At 73.7% G+C, this 22,728-nt stretch carries 22 protein-coding genes; all 22 read right to left on the bottom strand.

The features are described from left to right. Positions 1-20: 20 nt before the first annotated feature. The 22 genes from EDF38_RS07330 to ruvX all read right to left on the bottom strand — a co-directional run bounded on the left by EDF38_RS07330 (position 21) and on the right by ruvX (position 22,723). A complete protein-coding gene (locus tag EDF38_RS07330) occupies positions 21-284 on the bottom strand; it encodes a phosphoribosyl-ATP diphosphatase (RefSeq protein WP_123354635.1) in 264 nt (87 codons plus the stop codon). Continuing rightward, positions 281-946 (bottom strand): ribulose-phosphate 3-epimerase, encoded by a 666-nt coding sequence (gene rpe, locus EDF38_RS07325; RefSeq protein WP_123354634.1) that lies wholly within the window; start codon positions 944-946, stop codon positions 281-283. The genes EDF38_RS07330 and rpe overlap by 4 nt, the downstream gene beginning before the upstream one ends. A gap of 9 nt (positions 947-955) precedes the next feature. After that, positions 956-2,314, bottom strand: a complete 1,359-nt coding sequence (locus tag EDF38_RS07320; protein WP_123354633.1) for an RsmB/NOP family class I SAM-dependent RNA methyltransferase — start codon at positions 2,312-2,314, stop codon at positions 956-958. After that, the gene (fmt, locus tag EDF38_RS07315) at positions 2,311-3,309 is read right to left on the bottom strand and encodes a methionyl-tRNA formyltransferase (protein ID WP_123354632.1); all 999 of its coding nucleotides are present in this window, start codon (positions 3,307-3,309) and stop codon (positions 2,311-2,313) included. The genes EDF38_RS07320 and fmt overlap by 4 nt, the downstream gene beginning before the upstream one ends. Positions 3,310-3,325: 16 nt before the next feature. Beyond that, positions 3,326-5,395 (bottom strand): primosomal protein N', encoded by a 2,070-nt coding sequence (locus EDF38_RS07310; RefSeq protein ID WP_233572292.1) that lies wholly within the window; start codon positions 5,393-5,395, stop codon positions 3,326-3,328. 26 nt (positions 5,396-5,421) lie between these two features. Next, entirely contained in the window at positions 5,422-6,651 is a 1,230-nt protein-coding gene (metK, locus tag EDF38_RS07305; RefSeq protein WP_123355089.1) for a methionine adenosyltransferase, read from the bottom strand. 112 nt (positions 6,652-6,763) lie between these two features. Further along, complete coding sequence (gene rpoZ / locus EDF38_RS07300) at positions 6,764-7,030, bottom strand: DNA-directed RNA polymerase subunit omega (protein WP_123354631.1); 267 nt, start codon at positions 7,028-7,030, stop codon at positions 6,764-6,766. A 94-nt stretch (positions 7,031-7,124) separates the two neighbouring features. Further along, positions 7,125-8,009, bottom strand: coding sequence for a guanylate kinase (gmk, locus tag EDF38_RS07295; protein ID WP_123354630.1), 885 nt, complete (start codon positions 8,007-8,009; stop codon positions 7,125-7,127). Further along, positions 8,006-8,872 (bottom strand): orotidine-5'-phosphate decarboxylase, encoded by an 867-nt coding sequence (gene pyrF / locus EDF38_RS07290; protein WP_123354629.1) that lies wholly within the window; start codon positions 8,870-8,872, stop codon positions 8,006-8,008. Before pyrF ends, gmk begins: the two co-directional genes overlap by 4 nt. Continuing rightward, positions 8,869-12,144 carry a carbamoyl-phosphate synthase large subunit gene (carB, locus tag EDF38_RS07285; RefSeq protein ID WP_123354628.1) on the bottom strand — a complete coding sequence of 1,092 codons (3,276 nt, stop codon included), beginning with the start codon at positions 12,142-12,144 and terminating at the stop codon, positions 8,869-8,871. The genes pyrF and carB overlap by 4 nt, the downstream gene beginning before the upstream one ends. Then, complete coding sequence (gene carA, locus EDF38_RS07280) at positions 12,144-13,328, bottom strand: glutamine-hydrolyzing carbamoyl-phosphate synthase small subunit (RefSeq protein WP_123354627.1); 1,185 nt, start codon at positions 13,326-13,328, stop codon at positions 12,144-12,146. The genes carB and carA overlap by 1 nt, the downstream gene beginning before the upstream one ends. Next, on the bottom strand, positions 13,321-13,848 hold the full coding sequence (locus EDF38_RS07275; protein WP_123354626.1) for a hypothetical protein: 528 nt from the start codon (positions 13,846-13,848) through the stop codon (positions 13,321-13,323). Before EDF38_RS07275 ends, carA begins: the two co-directional genes overlap by 8 nt. Next, the gene (locus EDF38_RS07270) at positions 13,845-15,236 is read right to left on the bottom strand and encodes a dihydroorotase (protein WP_123354625.1); all 1,392 of its coding nucleotides are present in this window, start codon (positions 15,234-15,236) and stop codon (positions 13,845-13,847) included. The genes EDF38_RS07275 and EDF38_RS07270 overlap by 4 nt, the downstream gene beginning before the upstream one ends. Beyond that, a complete protein-coding gene (locus EDF38_RS07265) occupies positions 15,233-16,189 on the bottom strand; it encodes an aspartate carbamoyltransferase catalytic subunit (protein WP_123354624.1) in 957 nt (318 codons plus the stop codon). The genes EDF38_RS07270 and EDF38_RS07265 overlap by 4 nt, the downstream gene beginning before the upstream one ends. Beyond that, on the bottom strand, positions 16,186-16,773 hold the full coding sequence (gene pyrR, locus EDF38_RS07260; RefSeq protein ID WP_123354623.1) for a bifunctional pyr operon transcriptional regulator/uracil phosphoribosyltransferase PyrR: 588 nt from the start codon (positions 16,771-16,773) through the stop codon (positions 16,186-16,188). The genes EDF38_RS07265 and pyrR overlap by 4 nt, the downstream gene beginning before the upstream one ends. A 95-nt stretch (positions 16,774-16,868) precedes the next feature. Beyond that, complete coding sequence (nusB, locus tag EDF38_RS07255; RefSeq protein WP_123354622.1) at positions 16,869-17,279, bottom strand: transcription antitermination factor NusB; 411 nt, start codon at positions 17,277-17,279, stop codon at positions 16,869-16,871. 21 nt (positions 17,280-17,300) lie between these two features. Continuing rightward, positions 17,301-17,864: an elongation factor P gene (gene efp, locus EDF38_RS07250; RefSeq protein WP_123354621.1), complete on the bottom strand. Its 564-nt coding sequence runs from the start codon at positions 17,862-17,864 to the stop codon at positions 17,301-17,303. 83 nt (positions 17,865-17,947) lie between these two features. Continuing rightward, positions 17,948-19,036 carry a 3-dehydroquinate synthase gene (aroB, locus tag EDF38_RS07245; protein WP_123354620.1) on the bottom strand — a complete coding sequence of 363 codons (1,089 nt, stop codon included), beginning with the start codon at positions 19,034-19,036 and terminating at the stop codon, positions 17,948-17,950. Positions 19,037-19,087: 51 nt separating this feature from the next. Further along, positions 19,088-19,684, bottom strand: coding sequence for a shikimate kinase (locus tag EDF38_RS07240; protein WP_370275595.1), 597 nt, complete (start codon positions 19,682-19,684; stop codon positions 19,088-19,090). Continuing rightward, the gene (gene aroC / locus EDF38_RS07235; RefSeq protein WP_123354619.1) at positions 19,681-20,886 is read right to left on the bottom strand and encodes a chorismate synthase; all 1,206 of its coding nucleotides are present in this window, start codon (positions 20,884-20,886) and stop codon (positions 19,681-19,683) included. The genes EDF38_RS07240 and aroC overlap by 4 nt, the downstream gene beginning before the upstream one ends. Before the next feature lie 46 nt (positions 20,887-20,932). Continuing rightward, the gene (gene mltG / locus EDF38_RS07230) at positions 20,933-22,210 is read right to left on the bottom strand and encodes an endolytic transglycosylase MltG (protein WP_123354618.1); all 1,278 of its coding nucleotides are present in this window, start codon (positions 22,208-22,210) and stop codon (positions 20,933-20,935) included. Between the two features lie 3 nt (positions 22,211-22,213). Then, positions 22,214-22,723: a Holliday junction resolvase RuvX gene (gene ruvX, locus EDF38_RS07225; RefSeq protein ID WP_123354617.1), complete on the bottom strand. Its 510-nt coding sequence runs from the start codon at positions 22,721-22,723 to the stop codon at positions 22,214-22,216. Between the last annotated feature and the right edge of the window lie 5 nt (positions 22,724-22,728).

The raw sequence follows: 22,728 nt of genomic DNA, 5'->3' as shown, positions 1-22,728 counted from the left end.
CGGGGAGGGCGGGGACGGGCTCAGAGATGTCGCCACACGTCGTCGGGCGTCAGGCCCTTCGCGATCATCAGCACCTGCACGTGGTAGATCAGCTGCGAGATCTCTTCGGCCGTGGCGACGTCGCCCTCGTACTCGGCGGCCATCCACACCTCGGCGGCCTCCTCCACGATCTTCTTGCCGATCTGGTGGACCCCGGCGTCGAGCTCGGCGACGGTGCCGGAGCCCTCGGGGCGGTCACGGGCCTTGTCGCTGAGCTCGGAGAACAGCTGGTCGAAGGACTTCACGACGACAAGGGTACCGTCGCCGCGGCGGCCCTCAGCGCCGCGATGCGCTCGGCCGGGTCGCCGCCGTAGACGGCGGAGCCCGCGACGATCGTGTCGGCCCCGTTCTCGACGGCCGTCGTGATCGTGTCGGGGCCGATGCCGCCGTCGACCTCGAGCCAGACGTCGAGGCCGGAGGCACGGACCGCGTCGCGCGCCCGCGCCAGCTTGGGCATCGTCTCGGGCATGAACGACTGCCCGCCGAAGCCCGGCTCGACCGTCATGACGAGGATCATGTCGTACGCGTCGAGGGTCTGGAGGTACGGCTCGAGGTCGGTGCCCGGCTTGACCGCGACGGAGGCGCGGGCCCCGTTGCTGCGGATCGCCCTCGCCGTGGCCACGGGGTCGGCCGCGGCCTCCGCCGAGAACGTCACCGAGAAGGCGCCGAGCTCGGCGTAGCGGGGCGCCCACCGGTCGGCGTCGTCGATCATCAGGTGCACGTCGAGGGGCACGGGGCTCACCTGCTGGATGCGCTCGACGACGGGCAGGCCGAGCGTGAGGTTCGGCACGAAGTGCCCGTCCATCACGTCGACGTGGACGAGGTCGGCGTCGGCGATGCGCTGCAGGTCGCGCTCGAGGTTGGCGAAGTCGGCCGAGAGGATGCTGGGGCTGATGCGAACGGGCACCCGTCGAGCCTAGGACTTCCGCACGAGCGCCACGAACATGGCGTCGGTGCCGTGGCGGTGCGGCCAGAGCTGCACGTACGGGCCCGAGGCGAGGTCGACGGCGGACCGGGCCACCTCGTCGGCGGTCGCGACCGCGTCGAGCACCTCGACGTCGTCGCGGCGGGCCGTGCCGGTCTCGACGATCGCCCGCGTCTCGGCGACGTGCGGCGAGCAGGTGACGTAGGCCAGGAGGCCGCCGGGCGCGAGGGCGTCGAGGGCGCTGGCGAAGAGCGCGGCCTGGAGGCGCGTGAGCTCGCCCACGTCGCGGGGCTGCTTGCGCCAGCGGGCCTCCGGTCGGCGACGGAGAGCGCCGAGCCCGGTGCACGGCGCGTCGAGGAGGACGCGGTCGTAGGCGCCCGGCTCGTCGGTGCCGAAGCGCGTGGCGTCGCCCTCGCGCACCTCGATCTCGCCGGGCAGCGCCTCGAGGGCCTGCCGGACGAGACCGGCGCGCGCGGGCACCAGCTCGTTGGCGACGAGCGTCGCGCCCACCCGGGCCGCCTCGGCCCCGAGCAGGGCGGCCTTGCCGCCGGGGCCCGCGCACATGTCGAGCCAGCGCTCGCCCGGACGGGCCTCGTGGTGGCGGCTCAGCAGCAGGGCGGCCAGCTGAGAACCCTCGTCCTGCACGCGGGCGCGGCCCTCGCGGACCGCTCGCTGCTGCGACGGGTCTCCCCCGCCGCTCGTCGCCGCGAGCGGGGACACGCGACCGCTCGGCGCGCCGAGCTCGCCGACCTCGGCGAGGCCCGGCAGCGCCACGAGGCTCACCCGCGGCGCCTCGTTGTCGGCGGCCAGCAGGTCGACGAGCTCGTCGGCCCGGCCCTCGGCCGCGAGGGACTGCCGCAGGGCCCGGACGACCCACTCGGGGTGCGACCACTCGGCGGCGAGCCGGTCGTCGTCGCTCGTCGCCCCGGCCAGGACGCGCTCGCGCCACTCGTCGCGCGTCGACCGCGAGACGGTGCGGAGCACCCCGTTGACGAAGCCCGTGCCGGCCCGGCCTCCGACGCTGCGCGCCAGCTCGACCGACTCGTCGACGGCCGCGTGGACCGCGACGCGGGTCGAGAGCAGCTGGTGCACGCCCAGGCGCAGGACGTCGAGCAGCGCCGGGTCGATCTCGGTCGTCGGCCGGCGCGCGGCGAGGGCGATCACACGGTCGTAGTAGCCCCGCATGCGCAGGGTGCCGTAGGTGAGCTCGGTGGCGAGCCCCGCGTCCTGCGGGTCGAGCCGGGCGCGGACGATGCGCGGCGGCAGGAGGAGGTTCGCGTAGGCGTCGTCGTGCTCGACCGCCCGGATGACGTCGAGGGCGATCTGGCGGGCGGGCTGGACGCGGCTCACGCGGGGGCTCCTGGTTCGGTCGGTGCGGTGGCGGTCGCGGCGGTGTCCGGCGACCCGGGCTCGGACGAGGGCCCGAGGAGGCGCGGCGCGGCTCCCGCGGGGAGCCCCCGCCACCAGTCCCCCGCCGCCATGGGCTTCTTGCCCGGCGGCTGGACCCGCACGAGCTCGAGGGGCGACGTGCCGGTGCCGACGACGAGTCGTCGGCCCCGGAGCTCGACGCGGCCGGGCACCAGGGCGGGCTCGTCGGGGGTGCCGGCCCGCGCCTCCAGCACCTTGAGCCGGCCGCCCTCGTACGGGACGTGGGCGCCGGGTTCGGGGGTGGTGCCCCGCCAGCGGTCGAGCACCTCGGCGAGCGGATGCGCGAGGTCGAGGGCGCCGTCGTCGAGGGAGAGCTTGGGGGCCGTGGTGCCCTCGCCGACCTGGGGGACGGCCACGGCGGTGCCGGCGGCCAGGTCGTCGACGACCCCGGCGAGCAGCCCGGCTCCGCTCGACGCCAGCTCGGCGAGGAGCTCGCCCGCGGTCTCGGTCCCGTCGAGCGGGCGCTCGAGGGCGGCGAACACGTCGCCCGCGTCGAGGGAGGGCACGAGCTGGAAGACGGCGGCTCCGGTCACGGCGTCGCCCGCCATGAGGGCGCGCTGCACGGGGGCGGCCCCGCGCCACCGCGGCAGGAGCGAGAAGTGCAGGTTGACCCAGCCGAGGCGGGGCGCCGAGAGCAGCGGCTCGCGGAGGAGGGCGCCGAACGCGACGATGACGCCGAGGTCGGCCTCGAGCGCCGTCAGCTGGGCGACCACCTCGTCGGTGACGCGTCGCGTCTTGATCACCGGGATGCCGAGGCGCTCGGCCTCCGCCGCGACCGGCGTCGGGGTCAGCACGCGACGTCGGCCCTGGGGCGTGTCGTCGCGGGTGAGGACGGCGACCACCTCGTGCTCGCCGGCGGCGAGGGCGAGGAGTGACGGGAGGGCGGCGGCGGGGCTGCCGGCGAAGACGAGGCGCACGGGGGTTCCTGGAGGGTCAGTCGGTGAACGGCTCGACGTCGTCGAACCGCACCCTGAGTGTAGGGAGGACGCGGGGGCGTCGACCCCCGACGGCCTTGCGGCGGTCGGTCGCCGCCCGGATGACCTGCGACCGGAGCACCTGGGCCACGTCGTGGCCGCGGGCGAAGTCGAAGCGAACGATCGCCCGCACCCCGGCGTCGGGCACGTCGACCGGCCCGAGCGTCTCGCGCCGGACCTCGGCGGGCAGGGCGTCGAGGGCGGAGGCGACCGTGTCGACGGTGCCGGTGACCGTCGCCACCCGCACCGCGGGCGGGAAGCGCAGCTCGCGGCGGTCGGCGAGCTCGCCGGACGCGTAGCGGGCGAGCTCCCACGTGGCGAGGGCCGAGGCGATGGCTCCTCCGACCCCGACGAGGACCACGGGCGCGCGGCGGGCCGCGAGGGCCGCCGCGTTGGCCCACCAGCGGAGGCAGTCCTCCGCCACGCGCAGGCTCTCGCGCGCGAGCATCCGCTCGCCGTCGAGGAGCAGCACCGCACGGTACCCGCCGGGCGCGATCGGCTCCGCGCCGCGGGTCGCGACCACGATGGCGGGCTCGCCGTCGACGTGGGTCACCTGCCTCGACCCGTCGGAGACGATCACGCGCACCCCGGGGAACGCCTTGCCCAGCTCGTCGGCCGTGCGGGACGCCCCGGTGCCGACGCTCTTCATCGCGGTGCCCTCGCAGGTCGAGCAGCGCCAGCCGACGGCGAGGGCGCCGCACCAGGAACACGCGGGCTGGGCGCCCTGGGCGCGCTGCACCAGCGGCCCGCCGCACCGGGTGCACCGGGCGGTGTCGCCGCACTCGGTGCAGGCCAGGCGCGGCGCGTAGCCCGGGTGGGCGACCTGGATGAGCACGGGGCCGTGCTCGACCGCCGCCCGGGCCTCGCCCCAGGCGGTCGACGGGATGCGGGCCTGGGCCGCGAAGCCGTCACGGGCCGCCTGCTGCGAGGTGGGGATGACCTTCGGCTGGTACCGGGGGTCGGGTCGCACCTCGGCGAGGAAGCCGATCTCGACCAGCCGCTGCACGTCGGTGCTGCGGGTGTGGCCGAGGAAGACCAGCGCCGTCGACTGCAGGGACTGCCGCAGGAGAGCCGTGTCGCGGGCGTGCACGTAGGGGCTCAGCGGCTCGGAGAAGAGCGGGTCGCCGTCGTCGAAGACGACGACGAGGCCGAGCCTCGCCGAGGGCGCGAGCAGCACCGACCGGTTGCCGACGAGCACCACGGCGTCGTCGCCCCGGGCCCGGAGCAGCGCGCGGTACCGGTCGGCGTTGGACTGGCGCGAGTCGAGCCGCACGATGCGGTCGGCCGGCAGCAGCGCCGCGAGGGCGAGCAGCACCTGCTCTTCGTCGCGGTAGTCGGGGACGGCCACGACGGCGTCGTCGCCCGCGGCCAGCGCGACGGTCGCGAGCTCGGCGGCCGTGACCGCCCAGCGGCCCACCCACGCGCCGCCCGGCAGCTCGACGAGCAGCGGGATCGCGTCGACGGCGGCCCGGCCCCGGGCGGGGACGAGGTCGGCGAGGCCGTCGGCCCGGTAGCCCTCGACCGGCACGGCCTCGACGGGCGCGGGCTCGAGGGACGCGCCCTCCGCCCGATCAGGAGGCGCGGCGTCGGTCGCGAGGTCGCCCCCGCCCCCCGACGCGGTCGCCTCCTGCGCCGCGGCGGCGGCCTGCGCGGCCAGGTGGGCCTTCTCGACCCGGGCCTGACGCGGCGGGACGGCGAGCCGGACGACGTCGCTGACCGACCCGCCGGCCCGGTCCGCCACCGCCCGGGCCAGCGTGTAGACCTCGGGCGCGAGGACGGAGACGGTCGAGACGACGTCGTCGACCTCGCTCAGCTGGCCCGTGTGCTCGCTGCTGTCGACGAGCTCGACCACGAACCCGTCGGCGATGCGCCCGGCCGACCGCAGCGGGACCTTGACGCGGATCCCCGGTGCGACGTCGTCGCGGAGCCGGTCGGGGACGGCGTAGTCGAAGAGCCGGTCGAGCTGCGGCAGCGGCGACTCGACGAGCACGCGCGCCACGAGGCGCGGACTCGTCGCGTCGACGGGCACGACCGGGACCACGAGCGGGGCGTCGGTCAGAGGCCCGCGGCGGCCCGGAGCGCGTCGACCCGGTCGAGGGCCTCCCACGTGAAGTCGGGCAGGTCGCGACCGAAGTGGCCGTACGTCGCCGTCGCCGCGTAGATCGGTCGCAGCAGGTCGAGGTCGCGGATGATCGCGGCCGGGCGGAGGTCGAAGACCTGCCCGACGGCGTCGATGATCGTCTGCTCGGGCACGTGCGCCGTGCCGAAGGTCTCGACGTAGAGGCCGACCGGGGCCGCGCGGCCGATCGCGTACGCGACCTGCAGCTCGATGCGGTCGGCGAGCCCGGCCGCCACCGCGTTCTTGGCGACCCAGCGCATCGCATAGGCGGCCGAGCGGTCGACCTTCGACGGGTCCTTGCCGGAGAAGGCGCCGCCGCCGTGGCGGCTCGCCCCGCCGTAGGTGTCGACGATGATCTTGCGGCCGGTCAGGCCGGCGTCGCCCTGGGGGCCGCCGATCTCGAAGCGGCCGGTCGGGTTGATGATGAACCGCGTCGCCGTCGAGTCGAGTCCGGCCTGGTCGAGGACCGGGCGGACGACGTGCTCGACGACGTCGGCCTCGAGCTGCGCGCTCGACACGGCCGGCGAGTGCTGCGTCGACACGACGACGGTGTCGACCGTCTTCGGCACGACGCCGTCGTACCCCACCGTGACCTGGGTCTTGCCGTCGGGCCGGAGGTAGTCGAGCACGCCCGACTTGCGCACGTGCGCGAGCCGCTCGGCGAGACGGTGCGCCAGCCACACGGGCATGGGCATGTACTGGGGGGTCTCGTTCGTCGCGTAGCCGAACATGATGCCCTGGTCGCCGGCGCCGAGGCGGTCGAGCTCGTCGACGCTCGACCCGTCGCGCGCCTCGAGCGCGGTGTCGACGCCCTGGGCGATGTCGGGCGACTGGGCCCCGATCGAGACCTCGACGCCGCAGGTGCGGCCGTCGAAGCTGACCGCCGACGAGTCGTAGCCGATGCCGACGATGAGGTCGCGGACGATCGTCGGGATGTCGACGTAGCCCTTTGTCGTGACCTCGCCCGCCACGTGCACCAGCCCGGTCGTGACCATCGTCTCGACCGCGACCCGGCTGGCCGGGTCGACCGCGAGGAGGGCGTCGAGGATGCCGTCGGAGATCTGGTCGCAGATCTTGTCGGGGTGGCCCTCGGTGACCGACTCCGACGTGAAGAGGCGGAGCCTCGGCGCGTCGGGGGTCGTGCGGGGGGCGGTCTCGTCGGTCAGGCTCACGTGGTGCTCCGGGGTCGGGGGCGGGACGGGGTGAGGCCCCGCGGGAGGGACTCCCGGGGGCCTCACATGATGCTAGGCGCGACCACCGACGGCGGCGCGCGGCCGACTACTCGGCGGTCGCGGGGAGGGGCTTGACCTCGAGCTTGTCCTCGTTGATCTCGTGCATCGCGACGGAGAGCGGCTTGTCGTCGATGGTGCTGTCGACGAGCGGGCCGACGTTGTCGAACAGGCTGCCCTCGTGCAGGTCGGCGTAGTAGTCGTTGATCTGGCGGGCGCGCTTGGACGCGAAGATGACGAGCGCGTACTTCGACTCGACCTTCGAGAGCAGCTCGTCGATGGGGGGATCGATGATGCCCTTGTTCTTGTCGGCCATGGTTACTCCTCGTGTAGGTGGGGGGCGACGCCGCAGCTCACGGGGAGCTCGGGCGTGGAGATCGGTGGCGCGCGGTGCGCGACGGGGCGTCCGTTCAGGACGCAGTCATCAATTCTACGACCTCGCGGGCCGCTTCGGCCACGTCGTGGTTGACGACCCTGACGTCGAACTCGTCCTGGGCGGCCAGTTCGACCTTCGCGGTCTCGAGCCGGCGCTGCTGCTCGGCCGCGTCCTCGGTGCCCCGGCCGATGAGCCGGCGCACCAGCTCGTCCCAGGTCGGCGGCAGGAGGAACACCAGCACGGCCTCGGGCATGCCGGCCCGGACGAGGCGTGCGCCCTGCAGGTCGATCTCGAGCAGGACGCTCCGCCCTTCGGCGAGGGCGGCGTCGAGCGGCGGCCGCGGCGTGCCGTAGCGGTAGGAGTTGTGCACCGTCGCGTGCTCGAGGAGCTCGCGCTCGCGGATCATGCGGTCGAACTCCGCGTCGTCGACGAAGTAGTAGTGCACGCCGTCGACCTCGCCGGGGCGCGGAGCCCGCGTCGTCGCGGAGATCGAGAGGTGCACGTCGGGGTAGTGGTCGCGGATGTAGGCCGAGACCGTGCCCTTGCCCACGGCCGTCGGGCCGGCCAGCACGACGAGGCGGGTCTTGGCCCGGCCCTTCGCCTCGCGGTGGGCGAGCCAGTCGCCGAGGATGCGGCGCTGACGGACGCCGAGCCCGCCGACGCGCTTCGAGTCGGCGATGCCGAGCTCCGCCATGATGCGGGCGACGCGGGTCGGCCCGATGCCCGGGATGCTCGTGAGCAGCTCGCGGACCCGGAGGGTGGCCTCGGGCTGCGCGGCCTCGCCGGCCCAGGCGGCCTCCGCGACGTCGAGGGCCGTGCGGCGGCGCGTCGCCACGGCCGACTTCACAGCGGCGCGGGCGCGTCGGGCGGCGACCGCGGCGCGCGCGGCGGCGGCCCGGTCGACCGGGGGCGGCGTCATGCGAGGCACGAGCGCACCTCCTCCGCGTCGCGGAGCACCGCGTCGCGGACGCCCCCCGGGCCGGCGGCGAGGATGCCGCGCGAGGCCGAGACGACGACCGCGCGCGCGGCCGGGCCGTAGATCGAGCGGAGGTCGGCGTAGCGGGCTCCCTGGTGGCCGAAGCCCGGGGCGAGGACCGGCGTCGTCGCTAGGCGCGCCACGTCGATGCCGGTGGCGGCCAGGTCGACGGTGGCACCGAGCACCAGGCCGACCGATCCGAGGCGGGTCTCCCCCGCGGAGGCGTTGTCGTCGAGCACGTCGTCGACGATACCGCCCGCCACGGTGCCCGCGCTGCCGCCTGCCGTGGTGAGGCGGGCGCCCTGCAGGCCCCGCGCCTCCGGGTTGGAGGTCGCGGCGAGCACGAACACGCCGGCGCCGGTCTCTCGCGCGCGGCGCACGACGCCGGCCGAGGCCCCGTAGCCGAGGTAGGGCGAGACGGTGAGGGCGTCGACGCGCAGGGGCGAGTCGGGGTGCAGCCAGGCCTCGGCGTAGGCGTCCGAGGTCGACCCTATGTCGCCGCGCTTGGCGTCGCCGATCACGAGCAGGCCGGCGTCGCGGGCCGCGGCGAGGACGTCCTCCAGCGCGGCGAAGCCGGCCGAGCCCCACCGCTCGTAGAAGGCGACCTGCGGCTTGACGACGCCCGCGCCTCCCGCGGCCGCCTCGACGACGCGGAGGCCGAACTCGCGCACCCCGGCCGCGTCGGCGGTCAGCGACCACTCGTCGAGCAGCCACGGGTGCGGGTCGATGCCGACGCAGAGCGGCCCGAGGCGGTCGAAGACGGCCAGGAGCCGCTCCCCGAACGGCGCGGCGGCGCCCTCGGTCATCGACGCGCCGCCCGGGCCAGACCGTAGTCTTGGAGGCTCGTGACCTCGAACGGGGTGTGGATCGCCTCGATCGACGCGACGGCCGCCGCGAGCTGCGCCATCGTCGTGAAGAGGGCCTTGTCGGCCGCGACCGTCGCGGCGCGGATCTCGTAGCCGTCGGCGCGGGCGCTCGAGCCGCTCGGCGTGTTGATCACGATGTCGACCTCGTCGCGGGCGATCAGGTCGACGACGCTCTCGCCGCCGGCGCTGTGCTTCGCCACGATCTCCGCCTCGATGCCGTTGCGCGTGAGCACGGTCGCCGTGCCCTCGGTCGCGAGCACCCGGAAGCCCAGCTGCCGGAGGCGCAGCACCGGGAGCACGATCGCCCGCTTGTCGCGGTCGGCCACCGACACGAACACGGTGCCGGTCGTCGGCAGGCCGCCGTACGCCGCCGTCTGGCTCTTGGCGAAGGCGCGCGGGAAGTCGCGGTCGATGCCCATGACCTCGCCGGTGGAGCGCATCTCGGGGCTCAGCACGCTGTCGACGATCTGGCCCTCCTTGGTGCGGAAGCGCTTGAAGGGCAGCACGGCCTCCTTGACGGAGATCGGCGAGTCGAGCGGCACGTCGGAGCCGTCCTGCGCGGGCAGGAGTCCCGACTCGACGAGCTCGGCGATGCTCTGCCCGACCATGACGAGCGAGGCCGCCTTCGCGAGCGGGATGCCGAGCGCCTTCGAGACGAACGGCACGGTGCGGCTGGCGCGGGGGTTCGCCTCGATGACGTAGAGGACGCCCGCGGCGATGGCGAACTGGACGTTGAGCAGCCCACGGACGCCGATGCCCTCGGCGATGGCGAGGGTCGCCTCGCGGACGCGGTCGATCTCGCCGCGGCCGAGCGTGACGGGCGGGAGGGTGCAGCTCGAGTCGCCGGAGTGGATGCCGGCCTCCTCGATGTGCTCCATGATGCCGCCGACGTAGAGCTCGGTGCCGTCGTAGAGCGCGTCGACGTCGATCTCCACCGCGTCGTCGAGGAAGCGGTCGACGAGCAGGGGCGCGTCCGGGCCGATGATCGCCTGGTCGCCCACGCGGTCGAAGTAGTCGGAGAGCGACGGGCTGTCGTAGACGATCTCCATGCCGCGGCCGCCGAGCACGTACGAGGGCCGGACGAGGACGGGGTAGCCGATCTCCTCCGCGACCGAGACGGCGGTGGCGTAGTCGGTGGCCGTGCCGTTGCGCGGGGCGAGGAGCCCCGCCTCGTCGAGGATCGCGGAGAAGAGGCCGCGCTCCTCGGCCGAGTCGATGGCGTCGGGGCTCGTGCCGAGCACGGGCACCCCGGCCGCCTCGAGGCCCTTCGACAGGCCGAGGGCGGTCTGTCCGCCGAGCTGCACGACGACGCCGACGAGCTCGCCGCTCGCCGCCTCGGCGTGCACCACCTCGAGGACGTCCTCGAGGGTCAGCGGCTCGAAGTAGAGCCGGTCGCTCGTGTCGTAGTCGGTCGACACGGTCTCGGGGTTGCAGTTGATCATGATCGTCTCGTACCCCGCGTCGCTCAGCGCGAAGCTCGCGTGCACGCACGAGTAGTCGAACTCGACGCCCTGGCCGATGCGGTTCGGGCCCGAGCCGAGGATGACGACCTTCCTCCGGTCGCTGGGCGCGACCTCGGTCTCGACGTCGTAGCTCGAGTAGTGGTACGGCGTGAGGGCGGGGAACTCACCCGCGCAGGTGTCGACGGTCTTGTAGACGGGGCGGACGCCGAGCGACCAGCGGTGCTCGCGCACCTCCTGCTCGCCGAGACCGCGCAGCTCCGCGATCTGGGCGTCGCTGAAACCATGGTCCTTCGCGTGGGCCAGCAGGTCGGCGTCGAGGTCGGCGGCCGCGGCGATCTCGTCGGCGACCTCGTTGATCAGCACGATCTGGTCGACGAACCACGGGTCGATGCCCGTCGACTCGAAGACCTGCTCGGCCGTGGCACCGGCGCGGAGGGCCTGCTGCACGGTGACGATGCGACCGTCGGTGGGCGTGTGCGCGAGGGTGAGCAGCGCCTCCGCGTCGCCCGGCTCGCCCTGCCAGTGGAAGCTCGACCCGCGCTTCTCGAGCGATCGGAGGGCCTTCTGCAGCGCCTGTGCGTAGTTGCGGCCGATGGCCATCGCCTCGCCGACGCTCTTCATCGTCGTGCTCAGCGTGGTGTCGGCCGCGGGGAACTTCTCGAACGCGAAGCGCGGCACCTTGACCACGACGTAGTCCAGGGTCGGCTCGAAGGAGGCGGGGGTCACCTTCGTGATGTCGTTCGGGATCTCGTCGAGGCGGTACCCGAGGGCCAGCTTCGCGGCGATCTTGGCGATCGGGAAGCCCGTCGCCTTGGAGGCGAGCGCGCTGGAGCGCGAGACGCGAGGGTTCATCTCGATGACGATGACCCGGCCGTTCGACGGGTCGACGGCGAACTGGATGTTGCACCCGCCCGTGTCGACGCCGACGCGGCGGATGATGTCGATCGAGATGTCGCGGAGGTTCTGGTACTCGCGGTCGGTCAGCGTCAGGGCGGGGGCGACCGTGATGGAGTCGCCGGTGTGCACGCCGACCGGGTCGACGTTCTCGATGGAGCAGACGACGACCGTGTTGTCGGCCGTGTCGCGCATCATCTCGAGCTCGTACTCCTTCCAGCCGAGGATGCTCTCCTCCAGCAGCACCTCGGTCGTCGGGCTCTGGTGCAGGCCGTCGGTGACCATGCGGACGAGCTCCTCGCGGGTGTACGCGAAGCCGGAGCCGAGGCCGCCCATGGTGAACGACGGACGGATGACGAGGGGGTAGCCCAGGTCCTCCGCGAACTCGACGGCCTCGTCGACCGTGTGGGCGATGTACGACTTCGCCACGTCGGCGCCCGACTCGAGCACGAGCTCCTTGAAGAGCTGGCGGTCCTCGCCCTTCTGGATCGCCTCCACCTTGGCGCCGATCAGCTCGACGCCGTGCTTCGCGAGGATTCCCTCGGTGTCGAGCGCGATCGCGGCGTTGAGCGCGGTCTGGCCGCCGAGGGTCGGGAGGATGGCGTCGGGGCGCTCCTTGACGATGATCGCCTCGAGAACCTCCGAGGTGATCGGCTCGACGTAGGTCGCGTCGGCGAAGTCGGGGTCGGTCATGATCGTCGCCGGGTTCGGGTTGACGAGGATCACGCGAACGCCCTCCTCGCGGAGCACGCGGCAGGCCTGTGTGCCGGAGTAGTCGAACTCGGCCGCCTGGCCGATGACGATCGGCCCGGAGCCGATGACGAGGACGGAGTTGATGTCGGGGCGCTTGGGCATCAGATGCTGCTTTCGAGGTCGGAGCCGAAGTCGACGGGCTGGCCGGACTTGCGGGCGACGACCGCCTCGCGGAAGCGGTCGAAGAGGTGGTTGCTGTCGTGCGGGCCCGCGGCGGCCTCGGGGTGGTACTGCACCGAGAACGCGGGGACGTCGAGGGCGCGGAGCCCCTCCACGACCTGGTCGTTGAGGCTGAAGTGGCTGACCTCGACGCGGCCGAACCCGGCCGGGGAGTCGAGCACGCCGTCGATCGGGGCGTCGACCGCGAAGCCGTGGTTCTGGCTCGTGATCTCGACCCGGCCCGTGGTCTTGTCGAGCACGGGCTGGTTAATGCCGCGGTGGCCGAAGGGCAGCTTGTAGGTGTCGAAGCCGAGCGCTCGGCCGAAGAGCTGGTTGCCGAAGCAGATGCCGAAGTAGGGCAGCCCGTCACGGAGGGCCGAGCGCAGCAGCTCGACCTGGTCGTCGCTCGCGGCCGGGTCGCCCGGGCCGTTCGAGAAGAAGAGGGCGTCGGGGGCGAGCTCCCGCAGCTGCTCGGGGGTCGTGTCCTGCGGGAGGACGTGCACGCGGAAGCCGCGCTGCGCGAGGTAGCGGAGGGTCGAGGTCTTGACGCCGAGGTCGAGGACGGCGACCGAGCCCACCGGCTCGCCCTCCGCCTCCAGCACGTACGCCTCGGCGGTCGAGACCTGGCTCGACAGGCTGAGGCCGCGCATGTCGGCCGACTCGCGCACGAGGGCGAGCTGCTCGTCGTCGCCGAGGTCGAAGTCGTCGCCGCTGAAGACGCCGCCGCGCATCGACCCGACGTCGCGCAGCCGTCGCGTGACGGCCCGGGTGTCGATCCCCCGGATGCCGACGATGCCGTCGGCGACGAGCTGGTCGTCGAGGCTGCCTTGGGCCCGGTGGTTCGAGACCACGCGGCTGGCGTCGCGGACGGCGTAGCCCGAGACCCAGATGCGGCGCGACTCCGGGTCGGTGTCGTTGACGCCGGTGTTGCCGATGTGCGGGGCCGTCATGACGACGATCTGCCCGGCGTAGGAGGGGTCGGTCAGGGTCTCTTGGTAGCCCGTCATGCCGGTCGCGAAGACGGTCTCGCCGAACGTGCGCCCGACGGCGCCGTACGCGCGTCCGACGTGGCGGGACCCGTCTTCGAGCACCAGGACGGCTCGGGTGGTGGGCGTCGCATCAGTCATCGTGCTGGTCCTTCGTGCTGGGGTCGGCCGCGGGGGCGGCCGGGGTCGTGAGGGAGCGGAGCGCGTCGACGACGGGGCGGGCGTCGTCGCCGAGGCGCAGGTAGGTGTCGACGTCGAGGTCGCCGAGGGCCCAGCCGACGAGCACGAGCCCGTCGGTCTCGACGACGCGGTCGATGGTCCACGTGGCGCGGTCGACGACCCGGATCGCGGAGGCGCGGACCAGGACGGCCCGTTCGCCTGCGATCTCGAGGCGCATGCCCTCCGGGTGGACGGAGACGACGGCGCGGCCGCGGAAGCCGAGGCCGTGCACGACGATGCGCTCGAGGGGCTCGCCGGCCCGCGTGGTCGCGACGTAGAACCCGTCGGTCTCGGCCGTCGCGGCGCCGAGGTCGTCGGGGGCGGCCTCGGGCGCGGCGACGGCCGACTGTCGTCGGCCGCGGCCGCGCCAGGAGCGGACGAGCTGCGCCATGAGCAGCCCGAGCAGGACGAGGACGGCGGCGCCGATGAGCCAGTAGGTCACCGGGCGGTCGCCCCCTCGGCGTCGGCCGTGGCCGGGTCGCCCGCGGCGAGGACGGCGCGCGCCGCGACGGTCTCGGCCGCCCGCGCGACCGTCGGGGCGTCGACCACCTCGCCGTCGAGCACGGTCGCGTAGCCGTGGTGGAAGGTGGCCTGCACGCGACCGGGGAGCTCGAGGCCGAGGTACGGCGAGTTCTGGCTCTTGCCCGCGAGGTGCTCGGTGGCGAAGGTGCGGGTCACGTCTCGATCGTAGAGGGTGAGCTCGGCGGGCTCGCCGACGGCCAGCGGGCGCCCGTGGCCGGCCACCTGCCCGATGGCGGCCGGGGCGACCGACATCACCCGGGCGACGTCGGCCCAGCCGAGCAGGCCGGTGTCGACCATCGTGCGGTGCACGACGGACAGGGCCGACTCGAGCCCGACCATGCCGTTCGCGGCGGCGTCCCACTCGCAGCACTTCGCCTCGGACGTGTGCGGGGCGTGGTCGGTGGCGACGATGTCGACCGTGCCGTCGGCGAGGGCGGCCCGCAGGGCGTCGACGTCCTCCTGGCGGCGCAGCGGCGGGTTCACCTTGTAGCGCGAGTCGTAGCTCGCGACGAGCTCCTCGGTGAGGAGGAGGTGGTGCGGCGTCACCTCGGCGGTCACGTCGATGCCACGCGACTTGGCCCAGCGGATCACCTCGACGCTGCCGGCGGTCGACACGTGGCAGACGTGCAGGCGGGCGCCGACGTGGTCGGCGAGCAGCACGTCGCGCGCGATGATCGACTCCTCCGCGACGGCGGGCCAGCCGCCGAGGCCGAGCTCGGCCGAGAGGGCGCCCTCGTTCATCTGGGCGCCCACCGTGAGGCGCGGCTCCTGGGCGTGCTGGGCGAGCACGCCCCCGAAGCCCTTCACGTACTCGAGCGCCCGGCGCATGAGCAGCGGGTCGGAGACGCAGTGGCCGTCGTCGGAGAACACGCGCACGGCGGCCCGCGACCGTGCCATGGCGCCGATCTCGGACAGGTGCGTGCCGGCGAGTCCCTGCGACACGGCGCCGATCGGTCGCACCGTGACGTACCCGGCGCGGTCGCCCAGCGCCTGCACCTGCTCGACGACGCCGGCGGTGTCGGCCACCGGCGACGAGTTCGCCATCGCGTTGACGGCGGTGTAGCCGCCGGCGGCCGCGGCGCGCGAGCCGGACAGCACCGTCTCGCTGCCCTCGCCGCCGGGCTCGCGGAGGTGGGTGTGCAGGTCGACGAGGCCCGGCAGCAGCAGGAGGCCGTCGGCGTCGACGACGGAGGCTCCGGCGCTGCTCAGGCCCGGGCCCAGCTCGACGACGACCCCGTCGCGGACCAGCACGTCGGTGCGGGTGCCGTCGACGGTCTCGGCGGCGCGGATCAGGTGGGTGGTGGTCACAGGGAGTCCTCCCGGTCGCCGGCGAGTGTGAGGTAGAGGACGGCCATCCGCACGGCGACGCCGTTGGACACCTGGTCGCGGACGGTCGAGCGGGGCGAGTCGGCCGCCTCGTCGCTGATCTCGAGGCCGCGGTTCATCGGCCCCGGGTGCATGACGATCGTCTCGGGCGGCAGCGACGCGAATCGGGCGGCGCCGAGGCCCCACGACCCGGCGTACTCGCGGGCGTTCGGGAAGAAGGCCTCGTTCATGCGCTCCTGCTGGATGCGGAGCATCATCACGACGTCGGGCCGCACCTCGCGGATGGCGTCGTCGAGGTCGTAGCGCACGGCGACGCCGAGGCGGCTCAGGTCGACCGGCAGGAGCGTGGGAGGCGCGACCACCGTCACGCGCGCCCCCAGCGTCCGCAGCAGCCACGCGTTCGACCGCGCGACGCGGGAGTGCAGGATGTCGCCGACGATCATGACCTCGAGCCCGTCGAGGTCACGGCCGCGGCTGGCGGCGCCGTGGACGCGGCGCCGCATGGTGAAGGCGTCGAGGAGGGCCTGCGTCGGGTGCTCGTGCGTGCCGTCGCCCGCGTTGACGATGCCCGCCTCGACCCAGCCGCTGTCGGCGAGGACGCGCGGCGCGCCGGAGGACGGATGACGGATGACGATGCCGTCGGCGCCCATCGCGGCCAGCGTCTGGGCCGTGTCCTTCAGGGACTCGCCCTTGGAGACGCTCGAGCCCTTCGCCGCGAAGTTGATGACGTCGGCGCTGAGGCGCTTGGCGGCGGCCTCGAACGAGATGCGCGTGCGGGTGCTGTCCTCGTAGAAGAGGTTGACGACGGTCGTGCCGCGCAGGGTGGGCAGCTTCTTCACCTGGCGGGTGGCGACGTCGGCCATGTCCTCCGAGACGTCGAGCACCCGGAGGGCGTCGTCGCGGCTGAGGTCGGCCGTGCTGAGCAGGTGCCTCACGAGGGCGCACCACCCGTCTCGGCGGCGGCGGCGGGGCGCTCGTCGTCGCCCGCGCCTCCTTCGATGGCCACCAGCTCGTCGCCGTCGACCTCGGCGAGGCGCACGAAGATGCGCTCGGCGGTCGAGGTCGGGAGGTTCTTGCCGACGAAGTCGGCCCGGATCGGCAGCTCGCGGTGGCCCCGGTCGACGAGCACCGCGAGGCGGACGGCGCGCGGCCGCCCGAGCGAGCTCAGGGCGTCGAGCGCGGCCCGGACGGTGCGGCCGGAGTAGAGGACGTCGTCGACGAGCACGACGGTCGCCCCGTCGATGCCGGCGGCCGGCAGGCTCGTCGGCTGGCTCGCCCTCGTCGGGTTGCGCCGCAGGTCGTCGCGGTACATCGTCACGTCGACCGCCCCCACGGGCACCGGCACGCCGGAGAAGGACGACAGGGAGGCGCCGAGACGGTCGGCGAGGACGACGCCGCGGGTCGGGACGCCGAGGACCACGAGCCCGTCGGGGCCCCGGTTCGACTCGAGGATCTCGTGGGCGATGCGCGTCAGGGCGCGCGTGATGTCAGCCTGACTCAGCACGGTACGGGTGCTCAATCGGACCTCCTTCCCCGCCTCTCGGGACGGAACTTAAAGGATGTCGGAGTGTGTCGGGCGCGGGTCGACGGGGCCGGCCGCGCGCTCGGGCCAGCCTAGCGGCTGGCCGCGATGCGGCCCAGCAGGCCGTTCACGAACGTCGCCGAGTCGTCGGTGCTGAGCGACTCCGCCAGCTCGACGGCCTCGCTGATGGCGACGTGGTCGGGGATGTCGTCGGCGTGCAGCAGCTCGAAGATCGCGATGCGGAGCAGGCCGCGGTCGAGGATCGGCATCCGCGCGAGCGACCAGCCCTGCGAGTACGTCTCGATGAGCTCGTCGATCTCGGGACGGTGGTCGACGACGCCCTGGACGAGCTCTCGGGCGTAGCCCCAGCTCGAGGCGCGCTCGGGCTCGGCCATGGCCCGGGTCGTCTCGGCCACGAGGGCGTCGACGATGCTGATCTGGCGGACGTCCGCCACGTAGAGGATGTCGAGGGCGCGCTTGCGCGCCTTGGTGCGTGCGCTCACAGGGGCTGTACGGCCTGTCGGCTAGTCGTTGACGCGGCCGAGGTAGCCGCCGTCGCGCGTGTCGACCTTGACCTTCGTGCCGGTCTCGAGGAAGAGCGGCACCTGGATCTCGTAGCCGGTCTCGACGGTCGCGGCCTTCGTGCCGCCGGTCGATCGGTCTCCCTGGAGACCGGGCTCGGTGTAGGTGACCTCGAGCACGACGGAGGCGGGCAGCTCGATGTAGAGCGGCGTGCCGTCGTGGAGCGCCATCTGCACGTTCTGGTTCTCGAGCATGAAGTTCTTGGCGTCGCCGACGATCGTGGCGGGCACGTTGATCTGGTCGTAGTCGGAGGTGTCCATGAAGACGTACCCGTCGGCCTCGGCGTAGAGGTAGGTGTACTCGCGGCGGTCGACGTTCGCGAAGTCGATCTTCGTGCCGGCGTTGAACGTCTTGTCGACGACCTTGCCCGACATGACGTTCTTCATCTTCGTGCGGACGAACGCGCCACCCTTGCCCGGCTTCACGTGCTGGAACTCGATCACGTTCCAGAGCTGGCCGTCGAGGTTGAGGACAGCGCCGTTCTTGATGTCGTTGGTGGTCGCCATGCGTGCGGGATCCGTTCCGGGTTCTGGGGGGAGGTGGGCCGTGGTCGACCGCCGACAGAGTCTACCGGACGGTGCGAGCGCCTCTAGGAGCCGATCTCCTGGTACGCCGCGAAGAGGAGGCTCTGGTCGGGCCCCGTCAGCACGGTCGGCTTGCCGATGTCGTCGAGCACGATGAAGCGCAGCATGCCCGCGCGCGCCTTCTTGTCGCGCTGCATGGTGGCCAGCAGGGTGCTCCACCGGCCGAGCGGGTACGACGTGGGCAGGGTCAGCGACTCGAGGATGCGCCGGTGGCGGTCGACGGCCTCGTCGCCGAGGCGCCCGCTCAGCCGCGCCAGCTCGGCGGCGAAGACCATGCCGACCGAGACGGCGGCGCCGTGGCGCCACTGGTAGCGCTCGGCGTGCTCGACGGCGTGGCCCAGCGTGTGTCCGTAGTTCAGGATCTCGCGGAGGCCCTGCTCGGTGAAGTCCTCCCCCACCACGCGCGCCTTGAGCGCGACGGCCAGCTCGACCACGCGGCGGAACTCGGGCGTCGTCGGGTCGACCGCCCGGTCGACGTCGGCCTCGACGATGTCGAGGATCTCGGGCTCGGCGATGAACCCCGCCTTCACGACCTCGGCGAACCCGGCGAGGATCTCGTTGCGGCTCAGCGTGTCGAGCATGTCGAGGTCGGCGACCACCGCGACGGGCGCGTGGAAGGCGCCGACCAGGTTCTTGCCCTCGGCCGTGTTGATGCCCGTCTTGCCGCCGACGCTGGCGTCGACCATGCCGAGCACGGTCGTCGGCACCTGGACGAGCTGGACGCCGCGGAGCCAGGTGGCGGCGACGAAGCCCGCGAGGTCGGTCACCGCTCCCCCGCCGAGGCCGACGACGGCGTCGGTGCGGCTGAAGTCGGCCTGCCCGAGGATCTGCCAGCAGAACGCGGCGACCTCGACCCGCTTGGCGTCCTCCGCGTCCGGCACCTCGGCGATGAGGGCCTGGTAGCCGGCGTCGAGCAACGACTCCCGCAGGGCGTTCGCCTTGCGGCCGAGGGTCGGCGCGTGGACGATCAGGACCTTCGCCGTGCGGGGGTCGAGGGCGGCCGCGACGCGGTCGGAGAGCCCGCGGCCGACGACCACGTCGTAGGGCGCCGCGCCCTCGACGCGGATGGTGGTGGTCTCGATCGGGTCGCTCATGGGTCTGCCTCTCGGGCGGGATCGGGGACGGTCGGGGTCGGGGTCGGTCGGTCAGGGCACGGGCGGGGCGCCCGGCGCTCCCTCGGCCAGCCACGCCACCACGTCGTCGACCACGGTCGAGACGGGGCGTGACGACGTGTCGAGCACGAGGTGCGCGAGGTCGCGGTACACGGGGTCGCGCTCGGCGGCGATGCGCCGCCAGGCGGCCAGGCCGCCGGTCTGCAGGAGCGGGCGGGTCGTGCCGTCGAGCCGCGCCTCCACGGCCTCGGGGGTCACGGTCAGCAGCACGACGCGGACGCCGCGCAACAGGTCGCGCGTCGCGGGGTCGAGCACGGCGCCGCCGCCGAGCGAGACGACGCCGGGCGACCGGAGGGACTCGGCGACCACCTCGCGCTCGAGGCGGCGGAAGTGCGGCTCGCCGTGCTGCTCGAAGAGGCCCGCGATGGGACCGTGCTCCCGCACGAGCGCGCGGTCGCTGTCGACGAACGCCACGCGGAGGCGCCGGGCCAGCTTGCCTCCGATGCTCGACTTGCCGGCACCCATCGGACCGATGAGCGCCACCGGGAGGGGCAGCTCGGAGCCGACGACGTCGGTCCGGCCGCCGTCGCGGGCGTGGCCGCCGCCCGCGGGGGGCGTGGGCCTGGTCACGACCCGGCGGTGGCCGACTGCGTGCGGAGGCCCTCGGGGATGGCGTCGAGGTACGAGCGGAGGTTGCGGGCCGTCTCGGGCAGGGAGTCGCCGCCGAACTTCTCGAGCATCGCGTCGGCGAGGACGAGGGCCACCATGGCCTCGGCGACGACGCCGGCGGCCGGGACGGCGCAGACGTCGGAACGCTGGTGGTGGGCCTTGCTCTCGTCGCCGGTCACGACGTCGACGGTCGCGAGGGCGTGCGGCACGGTGGCGATGGGCTTCATGCCGGCCCGGACCCGGAGGACCGTCCCGGTGCTCATGCCGCCCTCCGTGCCCCCGGCCCGGTCGGTGTCGCGGGAGATGAGGCCGCCGGTGCGGCGCAGCTCGTCGTGGGCGACGGAGCCGCGGCGGCGCGTCGTCTCGAAGCCGTCGCCCACCTCGACCCCCTTGATCGCCTGGATGCCCATGAGGGCGGCGGCGAGCTTGGAGTCGAGGCGGCGGTCCCAGTGCACGTGGGAGCCGAGGCCGGGCGGCACGCCGTACGCGAGCACCTCGACGACGCCGCCGAGCGTGTCGCCCTCCTTCTTGGCGGAGTCGACCTCGGCGACCATCAGGGCCGAGGTGACCTCGTCGAGGCAGCGGAGCGGGTCGGCGTCGAGCCGGTCGACGTCGGTCGGCTCGGGGACGGGGCTGCCCTCGGGGACGCGGACCGGGCCGATCGCGAGGGTGTGGCTGACGAGCTCGACGCCGAGCCCGGACAAGAAGGCGCGGGCCACGGCGCCGAGGGCGACGCGCGCCGCGGTCTCGCGGGCGCTGGCCCGCTCGAGGACGGGCCGTGCCTCGTCGAAGCCGTACTTCTGCATGCCCACGAGGTCGGCGTGGCCGGGACGGGGCCGGGTCAGCGGGGCGCTGCGACCGCGGGAGGCGTCGCTCACCTCGACCGGCTCGGCGCTCATCACCTCGGCCCACTTCGGCCACTCGGTGTTGCCGACCCGGAGGGCGATCGGGCCGCCCATGGTCAGGCCGTGCCGGACGCCGCCGGAGAAGGCCAGCTCGTCCTCCTCGAACTTCATCCGCGAGCCGCGGCCGTAGCCGAGCTTGCGACGGGCCAGGTCGGCGCGGACGCCGTCGAGCGACACGGGCACGCCCGCGGGCAGCCCCTCGAGGACGGCGATGAGCTCGGGGCCGTGAGATTCCCCTGCGGTCAACCAACGAAGCATGGGGACAATCCTCCCACAGGCCGCGTCGGCCGCCGCGCGGCCCCGCCTACTGGTACTCGGGGTGCTCGCGCATCCAGGCCTGCCAGACGCGCACGGCGGCCTCGTGCTCGGCGAGCGTCGTCGAGAACGTGGTCTCGCCCGTGTCGAGGTTCGTCGTGACGAAGTAGAGCCACGTGCCGTCGGCCGGGGCGACGGCGGCGTTGATCGCCAGGTCGCCGGGGTTCGAGATCGGTCCGACCGGGAGGCCGAGGTGCTGGTACGTGTTGTAGGGGTTGGAGGCGTCGCCGCGCTCCTCGTCGGTCGTGGTGACCCGGTGGGTGTTGCCGGTGCCGTAGGCCACGGTCGCGTCCGACTGCAGGAGCATGCCGTCGTCGAGCCGGTTCTGGAAGACCCGGGCGACCTTCGGGTAGTCGTCGGCGAGGCCCGCCTCGCGCTGGATCAGCGAGGCGAACACGATGACGCGCTGGTAGTCGGCGGGCTGGACGCCGGCCGTCGTGAGGCGCTCCTTCATCGTGTCGACCATCTGCTGCAGGTAGCCACGCGCGTCCTTGCCGGGGTCGAGCTCGTAGGTGGCGGGGAAGAGCCACCCCTCGAGGCTCGTGGCCTCGGCGGGCAGCCCGTAGGAGGCGTGGTCGGCCGCGGCGGCCTGGACGTCGGCGAGGGGGATGCCGGTGGCGTCGGCGAGCGACTGGTACACGTCGACCGCGGCGGTGCCCTCGGGGACGACGAGGCGGTCGGTGATGCGGTTGCTGCCGTCCTGCAGGGCGCTCAGCGCGGAGGAGGCGCTCATCTCCTGCTGCAGCTTGTAGGTGCCGGGCTGGAACGTGATCGTGGCGTCGGCGAGCATGAGGGCGTACGCGGCCTGGTAGCTCTTCGTGACGCCGGCGTCGTTCAGGTTCGTCGCGATGTCGGAGCCGTTCTCGCCGCTCGCGATGGCGAAGTCGACCTCGGTGCCGTTGCCGGTGCCCGTGAAGTCCTCCGGCTCGGGCTCGCCCTGCAGCTTCGCGACGAGGGGCTGGACCGTCCCCCACGCGGCGACCACGCCGGCGGTGCCGCCCACGACCACGACGAGCACGATCGCGAGGAGGACCACCGTGCCGCGTCGCGGGCGACGACCGCGTCGGGGCTCGCGGGACGCGGCGGCGGCGGGTCGTTCGCGCTCGAGGAGGTCGCGCTGCTCTCGCTCGCGGGACTCCCGCCGAGAGGTCGGGGCGGGCTCGGGCGCCGCGGGCGGGGCGGGCTCGGAGGCCGATCGTCGGGGTCGGTCGTCGTCAGCGCGGGGCTGGGACGCGAAGATGTCGTCCCAGTTGGGGTCGTCGGCCACGAGTCATCGTCTTTCGTCGGTGTCGGGTTCGGCTCCGTCACCGTCGTCGGTTCCGGGTGCGCCCACGAGCTGACCGGGCGGGCGACCGCTCGACCGCTCGAGGTCGAGCGCGTGCTGGACGATGATAACAGCGGCCACTTGATCGATGACGGATCGTTGTGATCGCCCCTTGCGGCCGGAGGCGCGGAGTGCAGTCTGCGCGCTCACCGTCGAGAGGCGCTCGTCGACCAGGCGCACGGGCACGGGCGAGCGGGAGGCGAGCAGGGCCGCGAACCGTCGGGCGTCCTCCGTCGAGGGCGTGTCGCCGCCCGACAACGAGAGGGGCAGGCCCACGATCACCTCGGTCACCGCCAGGTCGACGACGTGCCCGATGATCGCCGCCACGTCGGCGACGCCGTCGGCCGTGCGGGCCACGGTCTCGACCGGGGTGGCGATCAGGCCGTCGGGGTCGGTGCGGGCGACGCCGACGCGGGCCTTGCCCACGTCGACGCCGAGACGGACGCCACGACGCACCGTCG

Origin of the sequence: Frigoribacterium sp. PhB160, from assembly GCF_003751785.1 — a bacterium.
In the GTDB taxonomy this organism is placed as follows: domain Bacteria; phylum Actinomycetota; class Actinomycetes; order Actinomycetales; family Microbacteriaceae; genus Frigoribacterium.
Note: the sequence above shows the minus strand (reverse complement) of the source record. Positions and strands in the feature narration are given on the sequence as shown.